At 51.6% G+C, this 20,587-nt stretch carries 14 protein-coding genes and 1 pseudogene; 9 read left to right on the top strand and 6 right to left on the bottom strand.

The genetic code is table 11. The features are described from left to right. Positions 1–111: 111 nt before the first annotated feature. From QLG10_RS00940 to QLG10_RS00920, 5 genes are all read left to right on the top strand, one after another. A complete protein-coding gene (locus QLG10_RS00940; protein WP_282485278.1) occupies positions 112–1,023 on the top strand; it encodes a TnsA endonuclease N-terminal domain-containing protein in 912 nt (303 codons plus the stop codon). Continuing rightward, entirely contained in the window at positions 1,004–3,172 is a 2,169-nt protein-coding gene (locus QLG10_RS00935) for a transposase (RefSeq protein WP_282485277.1), read from the top strand. Before QLG10_RS00940 ends, QLG10_RS00935 begins: the two co-directional genes overlap by 20 nt. Continuing rightward, positions 3,165–4,613 carry an ATP-binding protein gene (locus tag QLG10_RS00930; RefSeq protein WP_282485276.1) on the top strand — a complete coding sequence of 483 codons (1,449 nt, stop codon included), beginning with the start codon at positions 3,165–3,167 and terminating at the stop codon, positions 4,611–4,613. The genes QLG10_RS00935 and QLG10_RS00930 overlap by 8 nt, the downstream gene beginning before the upstream one ends. 24 nt (positions 4,614–4,637) lie before the next feature. After that, on the top strand, positions 4,638–6,119 hold the full coding sequence (locus QLG10_RS00925) for a TnsD family Tn7-like transposition protein (protein ID WP_282485275.1): 1,482 nt from the start codon (positions 4,638–4,640) through the stop codon (positions 6,117–6,119). A gap of 273 nt (positions 6,120–6,392) precedes the next feature. Further along, the gene (locus QLG10_RS00920; protein ID WP_282485274.1) at positions 6,393–7,958 is read left to right on the top strand and encodes a hypothetical protein; all 1,566 of its coding nucleotides are present in this window, start codon (positions 6,393–6,395) and stop codon (positions 7,956–7,958) included. Between the two features lie 142 nt (positions 7,959–8,100). On the opposite strand, the gene QLG10_RS00915 is transcribed toward QLG10_RS00920, so the two are convergent. Next, the gene (locus tag QLG10_RS00915; RefSeq protein WP_282485273.1) at positions 8,101–10,425 is read right to left on the bottom strand and encodes a P-loop NTPase fold protein; all 2,325 of its coding nucleotides are present in this window, start codon (positions 10,423–10,425) and stop codon (positions 8,101–8,103) included. A gap of 431 nt (positions 10,426–10,856) precedes the next feature. Here QLG10_RS00915 and QLG10_RS00910 point away from each other — a divergent pair, with 431 nt between their 5' ends. Then, on the top strand, positions 10,857–12,221 hold the full coding sequence (locus QLG10_RS00910) for a hypothetical protein (RefSeq protein WP_282485272.1): 1,365 nt from the start codon (positions 10,857–10,859) through the stop codon (positions 12,219–12,221). A 201-nt stretch (positions 12,222–12,422) separates the two neighbouring features. Here the strand turns inward: QLG10_RS00910 and QLG10_RS00905 are convergent. From QLG10_RS00905 to QLG10_RS00900, 3 genes and pseudogenes are all read right to left on the bottom strand, one after another. Beyond that, positions 12,423–12,575: pseudogene (locus QLG10_RS00905) on the bottom strand (N-acetyltransferase); the annotation flags it as partial. A 2,289-nt stretch (positions 12,576–14,864) separates the two neighbouring features. Further along, positions 14,865–15,149 carry a BPSL0761 family protein gene (locus QLG10_RS29585; protein WP_349016947.1) on the bottom strand — a complete coding sequence of 95 codons (285 nt, stop codon included), beginning with the start codon at positions 15,147–15,149 and terminating at the stop codon, positions 14,865–14,867. A gap of 150 nt (positions 15,150–15,299) precedes the next feature. Further along, on the bottom strand, positions 15,300–15,413 hold the full coding sequence (locus QLG10_RS00900) for an antitoxin Xre/MbcA/ParS toxin-binding domain-containing protein (protein WP_282485300.1): 114 nt from the start codon (positions 15,411–15,413) through the stop codon (positions 15,300–15,302). A 199-nt stretch (positions 15,414–15,612) separates the two neighbouring features. Here QLG10_RS00900 and QLG10_RS00895 point away from each other — a divergent pair, with 199 nt between their 5' ends. Further along, complete coding sequence (locus QLG10_RS00895; RefSeq protein ID WP_282485271.1) at positions 15,613–15,741, top strand: hypothetical protein; 129 nt, start codon at positions 15,613–15,615, stop codon at positions 15,739–15,741. Between the two features lie 68 nt (positions 15,742–15,809). Beyond that, positions 15,810–15,920, top strand: coding sequence for a hypothetical protein (locus QLG10_RS29580; RefSeq protein ID WP_349016946.1), 111 nt, complete (start codon positions 15,810–15,812; stop codon positions 15,918–15,920). Positions 15,921–16,194: 274 nt separating this feature from the next. On the opposite strand, the gene QLG10_RS00885 is transcribed toward QLG10_RS29580, so the two are convergent. Together QLG10_RS00885 and QLG10_RS00880 are read right to left on the bottom strand one after the other, a co-directional pair. Next, positions 16,195–16,623 carry a hypothetical protein gene (locus QLG10_RS00885; protein ID WP_282485270.1) on the bottom strand — a complete coding sequence of 143 codons (429 nt, stop codon included), beginning with the start codon at positions 16,621–16,623 and terminating at the stop codon, positions 16,195–16,197. Continuing rightward, positions 16,620–18,473, bottom strand: coding sequence for a DEAD/DEAH box helicase family protein (locus QLG10_RS00880; RefSeq protein WP_282485269.1), 1,854 nt, complete (start codon positions 18,471–18,473; stop codon positions 16,620–16,622). The genes QLG10_RS00885 and QLG10_RS00880 overlap by 4 nt, the downstream gene beginning before the upstream one ends. 602 nt (positions 18,474–19,075) lie before the next feature. Between QLG10_RS00880 and QLG10_RS00875 the strand changes: the two genes are divergently transcribed. Then, positions 19,076–20,554: a sigma-54 dependent transcriptional regulator gene (locus tag QLG10_RS00875; RefSeq protein WP_282485268.1), complete on the top strand. Its 1,479-nt coding sequence runs from the start codon at positions 19,076–19,078 to the stop codon at positions 20,552–20,554. Positions 20,555–20,587 lie beyond the last annotated feature (33 nt).

The following is a 20,587-nucleotide window of genomic DNA, read 5'->3' as shown; positions in this document are numbered from 1 at the left end:
TCAATGGACCTGTGACCGCTGTCCTGGCTGAGCCCGCTCCTGACACCTCCACGCCACGCTCCTCATGTGCCGTTCTGAGCGAGTGGGTCGCCCTACGATGAGCGACTCGAAATGACATCTGTTCCCGCTGCGCCGGTTAAGCCAGCGCCTTCCAAGCTGATGACTCAGCAGAAAATCGATAAAAGAATCAAATCTGGTCGTGGTAGCGGCGTAAGAGAAACCTATGCACCTTGGATCAGGGTTTGGGACATCAAATCCAAGGGCGTGTCCCACCTAGTGCCGGGCGTAAAATTCCAACGCACTCATCACCTCTTATCAAACGCTGAGCGCGACTATCTCACCGTCCTAGAACGTGATAATTCAGTAATCGATATCCGCGAGCAGTACCCCCTCTTAACGCAAGCCGAAACCCAGGCAATCGCCACCAGCTTTAATTATCGCCATCCGGTCTACCCAGGGACTCAGGTTCCTGTAGTCATGACGACCGACTTCCTAATCACCTTCCTAGATTCATCGGGCGAAGTCAGGCTGGCTGCGCGTTCTGTCAAGCACCGGAAGGAGTTCGAGGATGCAGACATTGGCGTGCGGAATCGAATGGCTGAGAAACTTGCTATCGAAGAAAAGTATTGGTCGATTAGGAATGTAGAATGGAAGCTAGTTCTGCACGAAAACCTGTCGCGAAACAAGATAGCAAATCTCACCATTCTGCGGACCTATGCGAACATCCATCCTTCTTTGCCTACAGAAAAGAACATAAAAAATTTACTCGAATTCATAGGGCGGTGTAAAACTGACGAAGTCGCGCTCAAGGTGTTACTGGATAAAGCTTCCAAGTATATCTATATAGACTACATGGGCGTAAAGCATCTTTTCCATCATCTTCTATGGATCGGTCGGTTGGACATGGATCTCACATCCAAGGTGATTAGCCTATCTCAGCCGTTACATGTATGGATTAGTCAACCGCCTTCGGCTGTTACGGCACCAATCGAGGTATCCATTAATGCTAAGTCTGCGAGTTAACTGCATCGTTTCTCCAGGTGAAGGCTCTAGCCTGTTGGAGAAGCCAGTTAGAGTTTTGGGTCAAAAAGACTGTTTTTTTTTAGTGATTGAACTGTCCACAAATCCGACCAAACCATGGCGGGTGGAGAAATCACTTTTGCTGGAAGAGATCGATTCCGGTGCGGCTGTGCTAAGTCCGGAAAAGGTTCCCATGCACTTGCTCAGAAGTGAAGATCAGATAAGCGAGAATGAAAGAAATAGCAGAGATAGAAATTGGAGCCTTGTTCGGGGCCTGGTGGAAAACCAAACTGCCCTAGATATTTTAACCTCGGATTTTGGCGCTCTCGTTTCGAGTCATGCTATGGCGATGGGAGTAGATCGTAAGCAAATCTATCGTCTTCTTTATCGATACTGGAGCATGGGGCAGACTCGTAACGCATTCTTGTGGAATACCAGTCCATGTGGCGGTCGAGGAAAGAAAAAAAGCCGCGCATCTGGCATTATTCCCGGGCGGCCGGCCAAATATCTCGGCGTCGTGATCAGCGAAGATGGCGCTATTCTGCTTGAGAACCGGCATCTTACCCACATCCGCCTTGCTTATGGGCGGGTTGCTAGTGGCAGGTGCGGTACGATTCAAGACGCACATAAGTGGATGTTGAACAAATTCTATAGGGAAACGCTAACCGATGGCTCTAAAGGAGATGTGGTACGAGGCAGTTATCCATCCATCCACCAGCTTAGGCATAATGGAAAATTGTTTTTCGACGCTCTTTATAAGTTGAAGAAGCGCGGAGGAGCCATTCGCTATAACAAAGACCATCGCCCGCTCGTTGGGTCAGCATCTATGGGATTGTTTGGTGCTGGCCATCGCTATGAAATAGATTCGACTATTGCCGATGTTTATCTGGTGCACCGTGTCAACAGATTGTGGCTGATTGGTCGGCCAGTCCTCTACGTTGTTGTAGATACGTTCACCAGAATGATTGTGGGCATCCACGTTGGTCTTGAGGGGCCAAGTTGGAATGGTGCTAGGCACGCTATTTATAACGCCTGTACACCTAAAGTAGATTTCTGCAAGCGATATGGTATTGATATTGGTGAGTCTGATTGGCCATGCTTTCATCTGCCGGTTGAGCTCGTTGCGGACCGCGCTGAGCTTTTAAGCGAGGCCGGCGAGGCGATGACGAAGGTTCTGGGTACTGCCGTTAAGATTTTGCCACCTTTTAGACCTGACTGGAAAAGTATCATTGAAAGCCGCTTTCGGCTGATAAATGAAAAGTTGGACCTGAAGTTTGTACCAGGGGGCGTGGACGCCCGAAAAATGGAGCGAGGCGACCGAGACTACCAGCTAGATGCAATCCTCGATATCGATGAATTTACCGAAATGGTAATCGTGGGAGTGCTGGCACACAACAAAAGCCTTCGGGTACCTCATGTTCTCAGTCGCGAGATGGTTGCTGCAGAAGTAGCACCAACTCCAATAGAACTTTGGAAATGGTCCATGGCAAACAGCATGCTTAATTCTAAGGTGGTTTCTCCTGCAGAACTCAAGATCGCCTTATTGCCTTCGCAGGAATGCCGTATCAGCCGAGGCGGAATTAATTTCCAAGGCGTGCAATATACTTGTCAAACAGCAGTTCGTGAGGAGTGGCTAGAGCGGTCACATAATTTCCAAACGAGATACATTAGGGTTTATTATGATCCAAACTCTATAGAAAATTGCTGGGTTAAATCTGATGCGGGATTCGAGCCCCTCACGATAGTGCCGCAACAACGGCAAAAATATGGCGGACTCCGTATGGAGGAGGTCCTAGATATGATTAAGATCGTGAATCAGGTCTCGCCGGATGCTCGATATGAAGCTGACAACACTGCGGCGCTACTAAAAGCCCGGCAGGAGGACATCCTTGACCGGGCGAAAACCAAGCGCATAGCACAAGGTGACCCGAAGTCGAACGCTGATTTCAAACGGGACAAACGTTCCAAGCGCGCCACAGAAGCTCAGAGTGAGCGCGATCTCCATACCGCTGATCTGAACCAGCTTCGCGTTATGGATAACCCGTCTGTTACGGCGGAAAATCCCAAACCAGCCGTAAGCAAGCCCAATTCTGCGCGAAGCGCTGCCTTCCTGAAACTGGTGGTCAATTCGGGTGGAGAGACCTATGAGTGACTTCAGTTTTGCGCCCGCTGATTATACTCCAACCGGGATGCCTCAATACGACGGTAATCCCCTAATAGAGTGCCTGCCCAGGATTTTGTCGGATATTGATGTCGTCAGGCGTGTTGGTAATCATCCCACGAGGCCTGACGAAGCAGAGCGGGCATTGGACCCTAAGCTTCGTGGCCATGGGATAAACAGGCTGAAGGACGTCGTCGTTCCTTTTGAGATCCACCTGCGGCTTGAGGATTTGTTCAGCCAGTTGATCCGGTACGGTTATACGGGTCGTAACCCGCTACTCGCTTCGTCCGTCAGGCATCGGATGCCTTCATCTGCCGAGATTCAACGCCAAGGCTTCATGTCCACTGCGGAAACGATGACGCTCATTGGGCTGAGCGGTATGGGTAAAACGACCGCCCTTAATTCCATAGCGAAGCTTTATCCCCAGGTCATCAGCCATAGCAGATACAAGGAGCAGATCTTCGTCGAGACCCAAGTAGTCTGGCTCAAGATCGAGTGCCCGCACGACGGTTCCCTACGAGGGTTTTGCTCAGCGTTCTTTTCGGCACTGGATGTAGCGCTAGGAATTGACAAGTACTCGCGCAAAGGTGGTGCAGGTAACAGTATCAGTGTGATGCTTCAGCACCTCAGTCAGTTGTGCAAAACTTTCTATATCGGTGCCTTGATCATTGATGAGATGCAACATCTTTGCTCGTCGCGGGGCGGGCAAGACCGCGAGAAGCTGCTCAATTTTTTCGTGACGCTGTCAAACGACGCCGGCGTTCCGCTGGTCTACGTCGGAACGAATGCAATGCTGCCGCTATTTTCCGGCGTTTTGCGAAACGCCCGGCGAGCTGCGGGGATGGGTCCCATCGCTTTCGACCGATTCACCGAGGACGATCCATTTTGGTCACATCTGGTGTCGCAGCTCTGGGCCTATGACTGGACGGCTTCCTGTGCTCCGCTGACAGATGAGCTTCTGGCTACGATTTACGACCTCACTCAAGGCAACACGGACTTCCTGGCCAAGCTTCTCATGCTGACCCAGCGGCACGTAATTTGGGAGGGCATTGATTCGATTACTTCAGCGGTATTGCAGCAGGTGTATGACACCCAGATGAGGCTTCTGCACAAGCCCATTGAGGCCCTTCGAAGCGGTGATCCTCTGCAAATTGCGGACTTCGAGGACATGATGCCTACAAAGGACCAGATCGCTCAGATGATGAATTACGATCTGGCGCGGCGAGCTGATAGGACACATCTTTCGCTTCTTACTCAGGCTTCGTTTACCACTCCTGCAGAACCTATTGCTAATCCAATCGCCAAGGGTGCCAGTAGGCCGTTAGTCCCGGTCGCCGATGGATCCTTAAAAAGCGCACATTTTTCAAAGGACGAAGACGTGCAAACTCAACTCGAACAGCGCGGCTGGGTGAATAAAGACTTAGCCTGGTGACATGATTCGCGGGGGTTCAGGCCTATGGAGAGTCTTCTTTTCTTTCCTCAGCCGTTTCCTGATGAGTCGCTCTACAGCTTGGCTGTCCGTTATCATCGGCTGGCGGCGAACCGCAGCTATCGCCTCAAAAGCCAAGAACTGTTCGGGACTTACTCCAGGACCTGTGGCTCCATTCTGCCGTGTTGCTTGGGGGCTCTGTCCCAACGGCTTGGGGCAGGCTATCCGGTAGTCGATTTGATCGAGCGCTTCACGCTTTTGCCGCTCTACCGGCCATTTGTGGACGATACGAAGTACAGAGCTTCCATTATCACTATGGCCGGCAGCGATGGTACAGGCCTCAAGATGAGTCTGGGCATCACCGCCTCGCGTTTTCTTAAACACGCATCTTTCAGATACTGCGACAGGTGCGTCAGAGAAGACGTCCTGAAATTCGGCTCTGCCTACTGGCACCGAACTCATCAAGCTGCAGGCACCTGTATTTGCCCGCACCACGGAGAAGTGCTTCACGCACTGATATTTCCGAATGGAGCCGATTGGCGTTGCATGCTCCTACCGGCTGAAGCAGGTGGAACGCCGGTAATACACTCACTAGGCAGAACAGCGGCTCGAAGCATTGCTGAAATGCAGTTCTGGGGACTCGGTCATCCAAGGGAGGTGCATGCACTTTTCGCAGGTAATTTTCTAAGGTACCGCCTCGATGAGATGGGGTTTATCAAATCTGGCCGGATCAGGCAGCAGTTGCTAGCAGCATTCCTAGCTTCGCCTCTCCTCTGCATTCCTGACGCGACTGAGTTTCAGGAGATGACAAGTTCCACTGATTGGGTTTTCCGAGTCTTGCGTCCACGTGGAGTAGTGCAGCCTTTGAAATTTTACTTTCTTTGTTGGCTGCTTGGTTTAGATCTGGAGCAACTCAAACTCTTTCGGCCAAAAGCAGACTATCTCAGTGAAGATTTGCCGGGCGGCAATCATGCAGTGAACGCTGCAAGTGAGGGCGATATTGAGGAGCGCCGGTCAGCGTTTTGCAACAGCGCCAATCTGAAATGTCACGAGAAGCCTGGCTATCTTTGGCTGTACCGTCACGATCGGGAGTGGTTGAAGCAATATGTGTCTGCACATCCTTTCATCAGGCCGCAAACGACCTTGATCGATTGGGAGGTTCGGGACGCTGACCTTGCGCGAGAGCTTATGGTAGCTAATGACCGGATAATGTCTGCGGAGGGCAAACCACATAAAGTCACACGCGGCGCGCTCTGCGGACTTGTAGCCAATGGCCATGATTTTTTGAGACAGCCAAACCATTTTCCCATGAGCATCGCACTGGTGGATGACTTACTCGAATCTACCCATGACTATCAAGTCCGAAAAATAAAATGGGCAGCCAAAACCTATCTCCTGAGCGAAAGATGTGCGATTAGCGTCGTATACCGTTTTGCTGGAATCAGAGTTTCTCAGGTGTCTGATAGCGAAGTCATAAATCTACTTCGAGGCGGCGAGCATTTGTGTTGATGAGTGCTGCCCCCTCCGGTCTGGGTTGACTCGAATCAGGATCGACATCACGATTTCCTCCCGATGTTCGGTGATGGTAACCTTCGTTGCGTCATCGCTATTGAAGCCTCGTAGCCGAGCATCAAATTTTTGCGACTGTGACAGCCCTCCTGCTGATTTCGGTGTCTACACCTCTACAGCCCTCGAGATTCGGCGCCTCCCGGAAACAAACCGTTTTGCTGCTTTGGAGGATAGGATTGTAATATTAATAGCGCAGTGTGACATGGAGGGGTGATGACCAGCGTCTATGAGCTGCTTGAGGACAAGGGACCATGTCTATCCAGTGACCTGGTTGCGGCTATGGTGAATGAGGAAGGCATCACTCACGTAGCCGCGAGAAAGCGAGTCAGCCGTGCTGACGAGCGTATCGGGCGGGTCTACAATCTATTTCCCCGAAACACTGTGTTCCTGTATATCAAAGAGTACTTCGGCTCCGATGAGTACTGGCTCAAGCTCACCGGGGCGCTGCTTCAAGCCAATGCTGCGTATGGCAAAGCACTCGCTGCGTTAATAGAGCGGGGTGGCATTGTGGCGGAGCCATTTTTTCACATTGCCTGCGGTGCTCCTCTACGGCTAAAAAAGCACGTCTCCAGTACTACCATGGTTGATCAACTGCTCCGCGCCCAGCTTGTAGAGCGACAGTACGTCCCCAGCTCGGGTAACTGTATTGCGCTGGCTAAAGGCCCCGGCATGTACGACGGCGCTGTGGCAGCCCTCAGAGCAAGAACGGCCGCCGAGGATATCTTCCTCGCAGGGTTTGAAACTTGGTGCAAAAATTTGGGTTTGGTCAGTTTCGAGAAGGTTAAACTAAGACATCTTGAAGAGAAGGATCAACCGCAGGTTGGTACCTTCTGTTGGGACCTCACAGCACCTTCTTATCTGTCTGGTATCAGTCAGATAAAGGCTGATGGAATGCAAAAACCAGGATTTTTGCTGGCAGACATTCTTTTTGATGTCGAAGTATCCGAGTCTGGACTGTTGGCTTTTATTACAAAGGTCGAGACTGTTAAAAACCTGAAGAATGTCGGTGCCTGCATTTGTTTCTTTATCGCAGAAAGCTATTCCAACGATGCGTTCAATCTACTGAAGCGAAAGGGAATTATTCCCGCTACTCCTACAAGCTTGTTTGGCAAAGATGTAGCATCGGCGCTGCGCTTATTGATGCAAACCTTGACCGAGGCTGGGCAGAAAGCTATCGATGCTGACACCCTTGAAAAACTGTTCGTGGGTCTTAAAAAGTTCGAAGGTGCAACTGGCAATCTTAGAGGCACACTGTTTGAGTATTTTGTAGCGGATGTCGTAGGTCGAACCCGGAATTCGTACAGGGTGCGTCTGAACGAGAAAATTCGGAACCAGGGTGGGCAAGAGAGCGAAACTGATGTGCTTGTGGAAGCGCATGGACTGAAGACTTACTTCATCGAGTGCAAAGGCTACGCTCCATACGCATTGATATCTGAGGATGAGATCACTCGTTGGTTGACCATTCGTATCCCTAATACATATAAATACTGCCTGACTCACCCTGACTGGAAAAATACGTCGATTCATTTTGAACTTTGGACAACAGGTAAGATTTCTGAAAAATCCAGGCTGGAAATTGAAAAGATTTCCGGGGCAGTAAAGAAATATACTGTTTCAGTAAAGTTTGTTAATGATATTCAGGCGGAAGTGAAGTCAACAGGCGAAAAAAAACTTCAACACATATTTAATCAATATTTCGTATCGCATCCGTTAAGACAGGCGGGCCGGGTTCAGGTAAGTGGGCCAAAAAACTTGTCGAAGTTACCGGTTATTATATAAATTGCTGGCGTGAGAGTTCAGATATGGGCAGTAGCTCATTGCTAAGCCTTTAGAACGAGCTGGTCAGCCCGCCTGGCGGTGCGCCTCACTACGCCAGGAGGTAGTCACACTACGGCGCGGCGTTGTGCCGCTCACCACGGGCTTACCAGTGCAAAATTTCGCCTTTGTTTTGCGCCCAGGCTTCAAGGTGGCGTCGAAGAGTTGTCAGTGGAAGTTCGTGGTCCGGGAAGTCGGCTGGATTGATTGACTCGCACCTCGCGATGGCGACGTCTAGCCCGATGAACGTTTCGATCGTGTCCCTGCTGAACATGTGCTGCACTTTGCCCACTCGATCACCGAGCGTATGACTGGTGCCAACGCTCATAAGGCTTGAAGCCATAATCGCGAATTCTTGATCCGTGCCGATGGCACTGAGTAGCCACCTACGTGGCTCATCAACCGATCCGGAGTAGCTCTTCCACCGATAAAGAAGTGAGGCCAAGTCTGGTTCCGCCAACAGGGCATTCTTGTCTGCGGCCCGACTCCGAACCAACTGCAACCAGATTGCCTTCATCGCCTCGACTGTCGGGAGGTCGAGTGTAGGCTTGAAGTCAGCCGCGTCTTTGTGATCTGCAGGGTCACTGAGGTGAATAAGCATCACGGCCACGGACAAGGCTTTGGTCTCCCGAAAGGCTTCGACTACCAGGCCAGCACGCTTGTGCTCTGGGATAAACTTCAAGAACCATGACGTCGCTCTCCATGCACGAACCCATGGGGAGCTAAAAGGGTCACCCTCGTGGTCCACGAGTTTCTGTGCGATGGTAAACAATCCTGGTAGCAGCACTGCCGCGTTCTCAACCGGCAGTCGATTGACTGACTCGTCCAGCCTCGCCACGAGCGCAGGGAGTAATCCGTCAGCTTCGATTGCAGCGATCGAGGCAGCCAGCTGCTCTTCCGTCAGCGTTGCATCGACGAAATCAGTAAAGCGACGTTCTGAAATCTCACCGAGGGCGGTCTGCAGTTCGAAATACCGCGGAAAGAATCGAGAACTGCATACCTGCTTGGCTTCAGCCCATTGCTGCTGGAAACCATGATCGTAATGAGGGCCGCCCATTACCCACTCGACCTGAGGGAACAGCAGTTTTATGGTTTCCTTGGCGAGCTCGCGGTGGTCTTCTTGCACGCTAATGAGTAGATCCTTCATGGCTGCTTCCGCTATCGGTCTTTTGCCATCTCCCCGGTACCGACCGTCCTGCAGTAGCAGCGATTTTTCCTGAAAAAGCGCTTCATGCAAGTACGGCTCGAAAACCCGAAGTGTTTCCAAAACCAGGAAATCCACAATATTCACTTCGAGCAAATCACCGGACGCATGCAGCGGTAAATGTAACGCGATAGAGGAAACCAGCCGATGGGCATCCCGCATATTCCGAAGCCGTGGTTGAATGGAACCAATCAATGCATTACCCCAGCGGACCTGATCAAAACCGTTTTTCTCTGTGGCGTAGGGGCTTGCCAATTGTGATAAATTTTCAGTGAAAATCCGATGCACCATGTGCGTTGGCACCATCGGAAGGTCGAAACTCGCTTGGACGATTTTCTCCAGAAAGGCTCGTCCATCCCCGTCTGCTACTGGGTCCAGTGCGCTCTCCACGATGCTTGGCTGGTACAGCAAAACGAAAATAATGTTGGGCAGGTTCGCATTGGCTTTGACCTGGCGAAGTAGCACTCTTATCTGGTCTTGTTCGAGCCGATCTATGTCATCGACAAAGACGATTAGCGGGCGCTTCAGCTCCCTGAGGCGCTCTTCCAGGGCTTTGAGGATTTTGTCGAGTGACTCTCCGCTACGATCTCGTCCGAGGTGACTTAACCAGCGACCAAGTAGAGATATGGCAATCGCTATGGCTGCCAGAACACCAGCGAATATCGCTGCTGAGGGCAGCTTGAAGCCGATGGAGGAAGCAAAGGAAAGCAACGACGCATTGGTGAAGATCGTCGCAATCTTTTGCTGCGATCCACCTGCCTGTTTGAGCGGAGCACTTGCGCCTGACAGTATGGCGCCGTACTTTCGAAGGGTATCGGCGCGTTCTAGCGCGTCCTGAGAGTGGTCACCGCCCAATCTGTCCGCGATTTGCCCGAAGAGTGCTCGGCTGATAGCGTTCCCGTCCCCCCACTGCCAAGGGTTAAAATCAAGCCAGTCTGATTGCTTATCTCTGGCCTCAAGCTGTTCAATGACAAGGTGCTTGAGGGACGATTTGCCAAAGCCCCAGCCCCCGCGAATCGCGAAAATCCGCCCTTCACGAGGGCTGAGCTCCGATAGAACGTCAGCGATGCGATATGCATAACCTACTCTGCGCAGACGGTCTTCACCTTTGGTGCGTATGGGAGCCTCAGTACCTATTTCCATTGGCGGAGGTACAAGGGGAGCTACGCTTGGCTTTCCCCGTAGGTTAGCAAGCCTAAGCTTCAATGCGTTCCACAGGCCTTTCATGTCCCTGAGCTCCAATCCAGTTCCTCAACCTTTCAATGCAAAGCAACTTGATGCGGGGCCTCTTGCATATGAACAGCGGCGCTCCCACTACATTTCCGCAATGATGCTTGTTGCCAAGTCCTCGGCTTGAGAGATCAGCGGACGTAAAACCAGGAAACTTTTCGCCATTCACTCCGGGAATGTCATCGGCATGATCGCCCTCGGCACAACCTCAAACCCGCAGGCCCGGGCGCATCTTACCGATCTGGTAGAGTAAGTCACCTAGCCCGATGGTAGCCACCGAGGCCGCCACGCTTGGACAAAGCTCACTGAAAGAACCAGCATCCCTCGCCAATGACATCCAGCTAGCACATGGCCCAAAACTAGCTTCAATTTCGGCAGAATGCCACTACTGCCCCGTGTCCAGCCACATCAGCCAGGAGCCCCATGACATGAAGATGCCCGCTGAATTTGTAAGCTACTTTGACGAACTTCACGAGGAGCGCTTCCAGATACTCCTACGTCGGTTGGAAGATGACTTCAGCAGCACAGGTGATAAGTTCGGTAGCAATGGCGGTACATATCACTTAATGACAGATTGTTTTTTTGACGACGATCCAACGCTATTTGAGCTTGCATTACCGTGGTTGCAGGAAGCACTGCAAGAAGTCACCTTCATGAGAAGCATTTTGCGCTTTGAACGTAGCAGGCTCGAAATCGAATTGGAGCAGATGATCAGCGATCCCATTCATGATCGCCGTTCAATCGACAGCAAGAAACGAGAGCTGGATGAACTCTCCGCAGAAACACTACACAGGCAGGCTGAGCAAACCTTTGACGATTACTGCTCTACCTTGACTGACGCAAAAGACTTTAATGCTCGCCAATGTAAGGATAATTTTGCTCTCACAAGATTGCTGCGCACCGTGTATGAAATACATCGCTCGGATCAAAGCGTGCAACGCAGATACATGCGTGCACCACAGAAAACTACTCCGATTTACCAGTATTACAAGGCTGCAGAGGTAGACCTGCTTGCGACCGACGCGCAATACAGAAAATATAATTTGCACTCTGTTACCGAAACTTCCGAACTGCTTATAGGAATCCCCAACAGGATCCTAGACCCGCAGCATCAGGTGCAGCTTCTCATCGAACACACCCCGAGTTATGTTCTCACGCTGTTCGAACTCCTACGCAGTGAAGGACTTATACAAAATCTGGCTCTGCTGACTAGCGATGATGTAGTAATTAAAACGAACCAACACATATTCGTCTCACTGGGCATCCAGAGTATTCCACAACCACTGAATGTGAATAACTTGCAACCACAGCCGGACGAGGTAATGGTAAGTACAGTTTTCCGAAAAAGAGGTCTCACAGCTGATGGCAATGCCGCGAGACCTTCGGTTTCGAAATTTTACAAACCGGGAAGTGAGGACAAGGCTTGGTGTTCTATTACTGAAAATAGCATGACTTTTGAGGAAATTGCCCACATCCCAGAGCTGCTTGAAGACTGTGCAGTTACTCGAATGATCCACTTGGAATATTTCGTCAACGACGGCCGATTCTTTGTTTCACATATTGACCACGAGTTGATTTTTTACACCCTAGAAGAATTTGACCTGCGCGCCAATGATCCCTACCAGAAAGGCAACGCACGTAAGCGACTGAAGACTTTCAAGATCGATCAGTCGGCTGTTCCCTTCGTGCTGGAAGACGGCACACTCTTCGTCCACACGCTTATTGATGCCTGTTTCGAAAAACCATACTTGCTCATGGGCTTCATGCCCGATCTACTGCATCAGCGCCATTGATCCTGGCCCGTGACAGCGTAAGCCACTACCGCGACACCTTTCCATAAGAAACAAAGCTTTCTGTACCTAAGCGCAGTCACTTGGGCTCAATGGATAGCGTCTTACGATTGTTCAACGCCAACGTTTCGTACGCAAGGAGAAGCGATACTGCGGTTTCCCATCCGACGTAGGAGGATATTGACCTCAAGCAAAGCACCTACGTTTTCGGTGCACAGCGGGGTCAACATATACGGTGACATCCACCGACCAACGATAGGCTTCCCTCGCTCGATGCTGGCTTGCGAATGCGTATCCAACCACCTTGCCTTCCACCTCTGCTACCAGATAGGGAGACGTCGGCAGCGTTGCGGCTAGGTCAACACGGCGGCGCCAGTAGTCTTTACCTCCATGATGTAAAGGCAGTCCGTGCTCTCGTCATCAGGCTGCAAACGACCTTGATCGATTGGGAGGCTCGGGACGCTGACCTTCGGCGAGAGCTTTGGTTGCTAATGACCGGATAATGTTCGCGGAGGGCAAACCACAGAAGGTCACACGCGGCGCGCTCTGCAGCCTTGTAGCCAATCGCCATGATTTTTTGAGACAGCCATACCATTTTCCCATAAGCATCGCACTGGTGGATGACTTACTTGAGTCTACCCATGATTATCAAGTTCGTAAGATAAAATGGGCAGCCAAAACTTATTCTCTTAACGAAAGTTGTGCGATGAGCGTCGTATGCCAGCTTTGCTGGAATCAGAGTTTCTCAAGTGTCTGATAACGAAGTCATAAACCTACTGCGTATTAAGTAGCTGTTAATAAAGTCGCCATTTCATAAGGTTTGCGTAATGAACGGTATCTCTTAATGAGTCTCGAATCTTTTCGTTATCTAGTAGCTCAAAGTATCTATCAGCAGTCCTACAGCCTATGAAGGCATAAATTGGAAGCTTATTATCAAGTGGCCTAGCGAATGTACTAAAGTTAACTGATAGCCCAAGTTCGCGCTTTATAATAGAAGTCATGTCTAGCTTCTTGTTCGGGGGGGCTAGATTCTTGGCGTAATGCTTGAATATGCTGATGTATGCTATAAAATCAGCAAGATATCGATTGACCATTGGGCCGCGATAGTTGAGGAGTTCTGCGATGAATGATGCATACAGATGTGGAGGCGAATTTAGTTGGCGCTTAGATCTTTTTGAGATTTTGTGTTTTTGGCTGCATTGCCCTAATTTAGCTACAGCGTGGCGGCTTATAGGTGTTGAACAGTGTTGGCAAATTTCTAATAATTTAGAGCCGTGGATATTACACACCTCAACATAGGCTTGGACATGCCTGCTATGTATATATGAGCTGCCATGAGTTTCAAGGTCTTCCACTGCGCATTCTGGGCACATCTTTGCCCAAACCTTCGGAGTGACATTGGTGTGCGCACGTGAACGGCCCAGTGCTGCATTTATGGGGTACAAAGTGTGGTTGGTTAACACATCTTCGGCTATGTTGTGTTCAGTCAGGAATTTCGGGAAATTGAATACTGTATGCTCGCGGAATTCTGCCTTTACACGTTCACGTGATCTGCTTACTCCGAAACCAGCTCTTGGTACGGGCTTTATATAGAAATCTTCTGTCGCTAGAGACTCGAAACTTAGCAACTCATTTCCTCGTTTGAGTGCTGAAGCAATGTACTCACCTGGCAACGGCGTAAAGATTCTCACAGGTTAAATTCCCTAAGGGCGTTATCAGATAGCCCTATTCTTGTAGGTGTGGGCTATTTTACCCAATTTATGATCATCTCACTCCCATGATTTGGTCATGCATATCGCACCTCGCAAGCCATCGCTACCAGTCTCCTGTCAAGAGAAAGCCCTGACAAGACCTCTCGTCATGTCAGGCGCCGGTGGCCGAAGCTCAGGTTCTCTAGAGGGCACAATACGTGTTCGAACCGACTGATTCTACTATCTGCGAGCGGGCTTGGAACATCGCACCAGGAAGGTGTGTGTAGGCGCCGATACGATTTAACCTGGCTCAGTTTTCAGTCAGCGCCGACATGGTTGAACCATCATTCACTATTTTTTCTACAGTAAGCACATCTCATAGTTGATAGTTATCCCCAAATTAAACCAAAAGTACCCGGCACGACATGATGGAAGGCGATGAGTTGTTAAATTGGCGCGTGGTGAAGTACAGCGTTCGTAATCCCCACGTATTAGCGTTATTGGTGACATATGGTGGTTTCAGTGGCACGACTGCGGTGGGCATTTTACCGGAGTCGCCTACGGTTACGAGGCAGCTCAAGTCGAACACGGAAGCAAGTGGTCTCCCGTGAAGGTGCATCGCAAGAGTTTCCCCCAGAGAACCGCCGTTGAGACTTGGGGCTTCATAGGCTAAGGCAACGTTAGGGGCCAACGAGCCGGCGATGACTCAGCGATTGCCGGTGTTCATCATTGTTACCCTACGAGCCCTTGATGGTATTCCAAACGTGGGAGCCGACGGCATCCGTGCATTGACCCAGACCAACTGGGTTCATACGTCGCTTTCAGTACGATTTCCCGTCAGGGTGTAGGCTGGCTCTAGGAAGATTCAGTGAAATGGCTGACCTTTGATCAAGGCGACTGGCCAGGCTCGCCACTTAACTCAACCGGGCGCGACATCTATCCAGACGCTTCGATGCTATGGGGCGGGCTCTGAGTTGGAGCCGTCGCAGAACATAGGCTCTACCGCCAGCCAAGTCCCTAATACCGCTGGCAACGGTCCGTGTTTTTCGTCTAGCCGAGCTAGCTCGGCCCTCCGATGTTCCTCTAGCCGGCCGGCGAGCCAAATGTAATCGGGCGCGGGGTAATGGCGCAGAAGACCTTCGGCTCGAAGCCGCACCCTCTCAGGCAGGGTGACGTCTCTGACAATATCTCGCAAAAAAGCTTCTGTTTGGACAACGCTGCGGGTACGTTCATGGACCATTGTCATGTTGCCGGGCGCTCCTTTGGTACCGATCAATGGAATTATAGGCGGACAACCATGGCGGAGAAGGGTAAACGGCTGGCAAACACACCTTCCTCAGGCAGCAGCCGATTCCAAATTACTTAACCTTCGCTAGTCGCCAAGCCAGCATCAGACAGGACCACCGCACTCTAAAGCTTGAAGTATACGGAGAACCTGCTTGGCTCCGATCTCGGTTTCGCAATGCATGATCGGAGTAATTTCGCCGAGGGCTTTGTTCTGCATCGACATCTAGCGCGCAATTGCCTCTCCGTGCAGTCCTCCGGGTGGGTCTGTGGGCAATCATTTGGGCTGCTTTCAATCTTTGGCAATTACGCCGTTGGAGGAAGGGATTGCTCAACGTAATTTTGATAAGGTTCTTAAGCTCAGGCCGACCAACACATAGCGTTCTATGATCTCTCCGACTTCCCAAAGGCAGTTGCGAATGAGCTTTTTGTTGAACCGCCGCAAGGTGATTACAGGAATGGGTTTGTTCGGTCTCGGCATCCTGGTCGGCTGCGATGCATGTGCTGAACCGTCGAATAAATATGGCAAGGGTTTGAGTGATCAGTGAATCAAAGCGCAGGAATCGAGACCATGACTAACAATCAGCTACTCACCGGCGAATAGAGCTCTGTCGGCCTGAAGGTCGCGCTTCGAATCATCGCCGCCTGGCAGGTAACGGCTAAGCAAGCCTGTAGCATCATGCGGATATCCCATTCGACTTTTCGCCGCTCTACTCTGGGTGTGTGACGTGGAGTAGGCTCTATGTGGATCTGCAGCAGCGGATCGGATTGGTGATCGGCATCCACGGTATTCTGAGTGGAGCGTTCAGCAACCAAGACAGCGTAAGAGGGTTCCAGGCTTTAACGATGCCAACGCCTTTTTTGAGGGCCGTTCCCCTCTGAAGATCATGGCTCAAGGAGACCTTATCTCTTTGTACGAGACGTATCGGCGCATTGTGCAGATTCACTGCGGCGAGATCATTGCTGGTTGAAGATCAGCCGCAGTGAGGGAAAGGTTAGGGTTAGGCTACCAACTGCAGACGAGGAGCGAGTGCCAGGTAGTCTTGGGGCATCGTTGAAAGGATCGCGGCGACCCTTTCCTGCGGCAGCCGCTCAGCGAGCAGCGCGTCAAGCTTGCCCAGCCGCTCTTGGACGGCGCGGGCACGATCCCACTGAATGCTGAACCGCTTGGCCGCGACTTTTTGTTCCACAAGCACCAGATGACGGCTGAGGTCGTAGGTATAGCGCATGGTGACCCTGTTCGGCGACCCGTCATCATCCACCTCTTGGAAGGTCAGCTCGAACACAAGACCCTGAGATGTTTTCCGTGCTGAGGACTCGATGTAGTCGTCTTCGAAGAGATTGTCGATGAGCTCACTGGGCTGAACGCCACGGGTTACGTGGAGAGTCGAGAGCTCATCAACCAGTAATTTGATGGATTCAAGACTCATTTCAGTATTCTCCTCAGTTCATCGATGATCACTTCTACGTCCTCAATTGACTTGGTCAGCAAGCCATTGTCGCGGTCGGCAACCCTACCGAATTTCTTTGCCAGCTTGGTGTTGATAAAGCTGACCAGTATACCGTCGTTAGGTGTGTTGGATTTCACCATCGGCAGGTGGTTTTTGAATATCGGATAAAGGGTAGAAGCTTTTTCTGGGATCTGCAGGTCGCTGAGCAAGGTCGCGACCTCGTCCTGAGCCTTCTTGGTCAGGAGCTCTCGCAACTGCTTGCGAGCGATCTCAGGCCGCTTCTCCACAAGGTTGGGATCTATGATCTGAGCCGCTTTCTTCGTCTCGGCGTTGAGGAACACGCTCTTGAGCTGTGCCAGAACATCTGCGCCGTAGCCCTCGATACCAGGAAGCGCCTGGACCTTCTGGGTCGCGATGGAATCGACCTCAGCCCTTTTCTCGGAAAAGATTTTGTTGAAGTCCAAGTCTACAAGGTACGAGTCCCGGTCACTCACAAACGCTTCGGAGGTGGAAACACCCCCCAGCTCCTGCTCTTTGCGGGTGTAGTCCTCGTCCGTGATTGTGTAGTCGCGGGTCCGCTGATGTTTGGCTCTGTCAACCTCAGTCTGGAAGGCCGTCCACATCGAGTCCAAGCCGGTCTCCTGGTGATAGATCACCACGGCATTGTTATCGATCTCAAAGGCCGTGATCTCTTCGTCCGGAATAGCCCGCAGGACCCTGCCCACGATCTGCGCAAAGGCGTTTTCGCTTCGGTAGGGTCGGAAAAGCGCGAGAACCGTGAGGTACCGATGGTCGTAACCTTCCATCAACATGTTCACGGAGATGACGACATCGCATTGGTGGTTATCGATCACCCGAAACGCCGCTGCGATATCGGCCTGATCCATGTAGCTATGCACGACAGCCACAGTCAGGTTCTTGAATTGATACCAGGTGCGCAGGTCCTCGGCATGGGTGACGCTGCAGCCAACAGCGAGAATCTTGTGTGGCACATCAGGAGAGGTTTTCCGAAGCTCATTCAGCTTCTGAATGCTCAGGTTGATCACATCCATCGAGCATTCTTGGGACAGGGCTACGCTGCGCTCCACCCATTCCGGCTCCTTGAATTCGAGGACTTGTTCTTTGGAGAGACGAACGCCCGGCTGCTCGTTGATCGTGAAGTAGAGTTCATGAGCATTGACGGTCTCTTTCCTCAGCCACTTCACGTACCGATCACGCATCACCTCGGACAAAGGTGTCTTGTGGATCAGTTTTCCCGGCACCTCCTGGTTGTCGCCTCGGAACGGTGTACCCGTGACGAAAATCTTTTTGGCCTTGGAGAAGTGGGCCAGGGTTTTTTGCCAGCTACCAGCCGGCGCATGGTGTCCTTCATCAATAATGATGAGGTCGAAGAAGTCAGACGGCACCCGCTTCGTCAGTGGCTGTCCACGCTCGTTATGCACCTGCTGGATGTTCGAGTAGACGAAGTGAGCCTGCTCAAGGCTGGACTGGTGAGTGTCCGAGTTGAATTCGCACGTGACCGGTAGATCCTCGGCACTGAAGATCACATCGAAATTGATCCAGAAATTGTCTTCCAGCAGCTCTTGGGTCTTTCGGATGCTCTGCTTCGTGACCAAGCCCGGTGTGATGATCAAAACGCGTCCCTTTGCCAGGCCAAACGGCACGATGGAGATCAGTCCACTTTTGCCTGTCCCGGTCGGCAGGACGATCAGCGCATCCTCATTGGAGTTTTCGAAATGCTCCTGCGCTTTGATGTAGGCCTCGATCTGGGGGCTGCGGAGCTTCTTATTGCCAAGGATGTTGGCTGCCGTTTCGGTGAAATAATTCATAGACAGTCGAAATTCCTATCGGCGGCGCGCGCCAAGGTGCCCGTTCGCGGAGCAAACGCACGCGACAGGGGAGATAGAGGTAGGAGTGGTTGAGGTGCAGGGGACCAGAGCATGAAATATCCGTATTTCGGGCCAGCCATCATCAGGTGTTCCTGACAGCTGAGCGTGTAGGCTGCTGTTGATTGTAGCCCAGTGATATCACACTATGGGCGCTGATTCTGTTGAAAATGCTCTCAACGCTGCCGTCGGCCAGCCCCCAAAAGCTGCCGTGCTGAAAGGTGAGGCCAATGTGATGGCCGTTGATGCGCGATGCGGCTAATGCCGGGCGTGTAAACCTCTTTTCTGCGCTGTAAACCGCACTATGTTGGCGCCGCCGTCGAATTGACCCAGTTGCTGAGATGTCTTGACCTAGTTTATTCCTTGCGAACCATTGGCTGTGCTGAAGTTGTTCCGGTCGGATGTGGTTCAGTGTTGCGTCGGCACGCGGATCAATTCGGCAGAAGTGTCAACAACCGATGGCTTACCATCTATGTCGCGAACCAGAGCACAATTTCCCCAGCTTGCTAATGGGCAAGAGGGAGGCCGGGAGTACAGGGACAGTGGTGAAAAAGCAACGCGTGTTGGCCAGTTGGGTTGGCGGGAATGATCTCAATGCAGTTTCAGGCGGTGAAGCTGGCCCGATTTTGTCCACGCTAAAAGCTGTAGCTGCCGATAGCGTCCAGTTGCTTTACTCGTATCCCGTGGAGCGCGTTGAGCCCTATCTTGCCTGGCTCCGCGAGCAGATCGATGTGCCGATCACGGCGTATTACGAAAAATTGTCTTCCCCCGTCCATTTCGGGGAGATCTATCAGGCAGCTAATCAGCTTTTAAAGCATCTGAGTACTCCAGGTGCTCAGTTGTCTATCCTCCTCAGCCCCGGAACACCTGCCATGCAAGCGGTGTGGATTCTTTTAGGCAAGACTCGCTACCCGGCAACCTTTTACCAGTCCTCCCTTGAGCAGGGTGTTCAGCAAGTTGAGGTGCCGTTCGAAATTGCGGCTGAGTATGTCCCGGCAGCTAATGCGATCAGCACCGATAAGCTCGTTCAGCTCGCAGGGCTAGATGCGCCAGTGGATGCCGCATTCGATAGTATCGTCGCGCAGAGCGAACGCATGCTGGCGCTCAAGTCGCAGGCGCAGATTCTGGCGCTGAAGCAGGTATCGGTACTGATTTACGGCGAAACCGGCACTGGTAAGGAGTTGTTTGCCAGGGCGATTCATAATGCTGGGCCGCGCTCTGTTGGACCGTTTGTCGCTGTCAACTGTGGTGCCATTGCGCCTGAGCTGATCGATTCCACGTTGTTTGGCCACAAGAAAGGTGCATTCACGGGGGCGGTGGCAGATCGGGCGGGTGTTTTTCAACAGGCACACAGTGGCACGCTGTTCCTGGATGAGTTCGGGGAACTGACGCCTGATGTGCAGGTACGCCTCCTGCGAGTGCTACAGGAAGGCACCTTCACCCCAGTGGGAGCGAGTCAGGAACTCAAAGTTGATGTGCGGCTGATCACTGCGACTCACCGCAACCTAATGCAGGAGGTTGCAAAAGGCCGCTTCCGTGAAGATCTTTTCTACCGCATCGCCGTCGGCGTTTTGCACCTCCCGCCTCTCAGGGAGCGGGAGGGCGATCTGCTTTTGCTCTCTGAAAAGGTGCTGTCTGGTATTAGCAGCCAAGACCCCAGTCTCGGCAATAAGAAAATTTCCGCAGAAGCAAAAAATCTTATCCTTCAGCACCCTTGGCGTGGCAATGTCCGTGAGCTGCAATCCACGTTGCTCCGAGCTGCTCTATGGTGTCGAGGTGATCTGATAGCCGCTAGCGATATCGAACAGGCGCTGTTCAAATTACCGCAGACGGAAGCCGATTTTTTGGCCGCGGATGTTTCACAAGGCATTGATATACAAGAGATAATTTCTTTAATCGCGGGCCGATATATACATAAGGCGCTGACGATTACTGGGCACAACAAAACTCGGGCAGCTAGCCTGTTAGGCCTTAAAAGCCAGCAAACGCTGAGCAACTGGATGGACAAATACGGCATCGATTAAAACTGGCACGGTCCTCGCTATAGGATCGATATG

Source organism: Pseudomonas sp. V98_8 (assembly GCF_029967975.1).
Classification (GTDB): Bacteria; Pseudomonadota; Gammaproteobacteria; order Pseudomonadales; family Pseudomonadaceae; genus Aquipseudomonas; species Aquipseudomonas umsongensis.
Note: the sequence above shows the minus strand (reverse complement) of the source record. Positions and strands in the feature narration are given on the sequence as shown.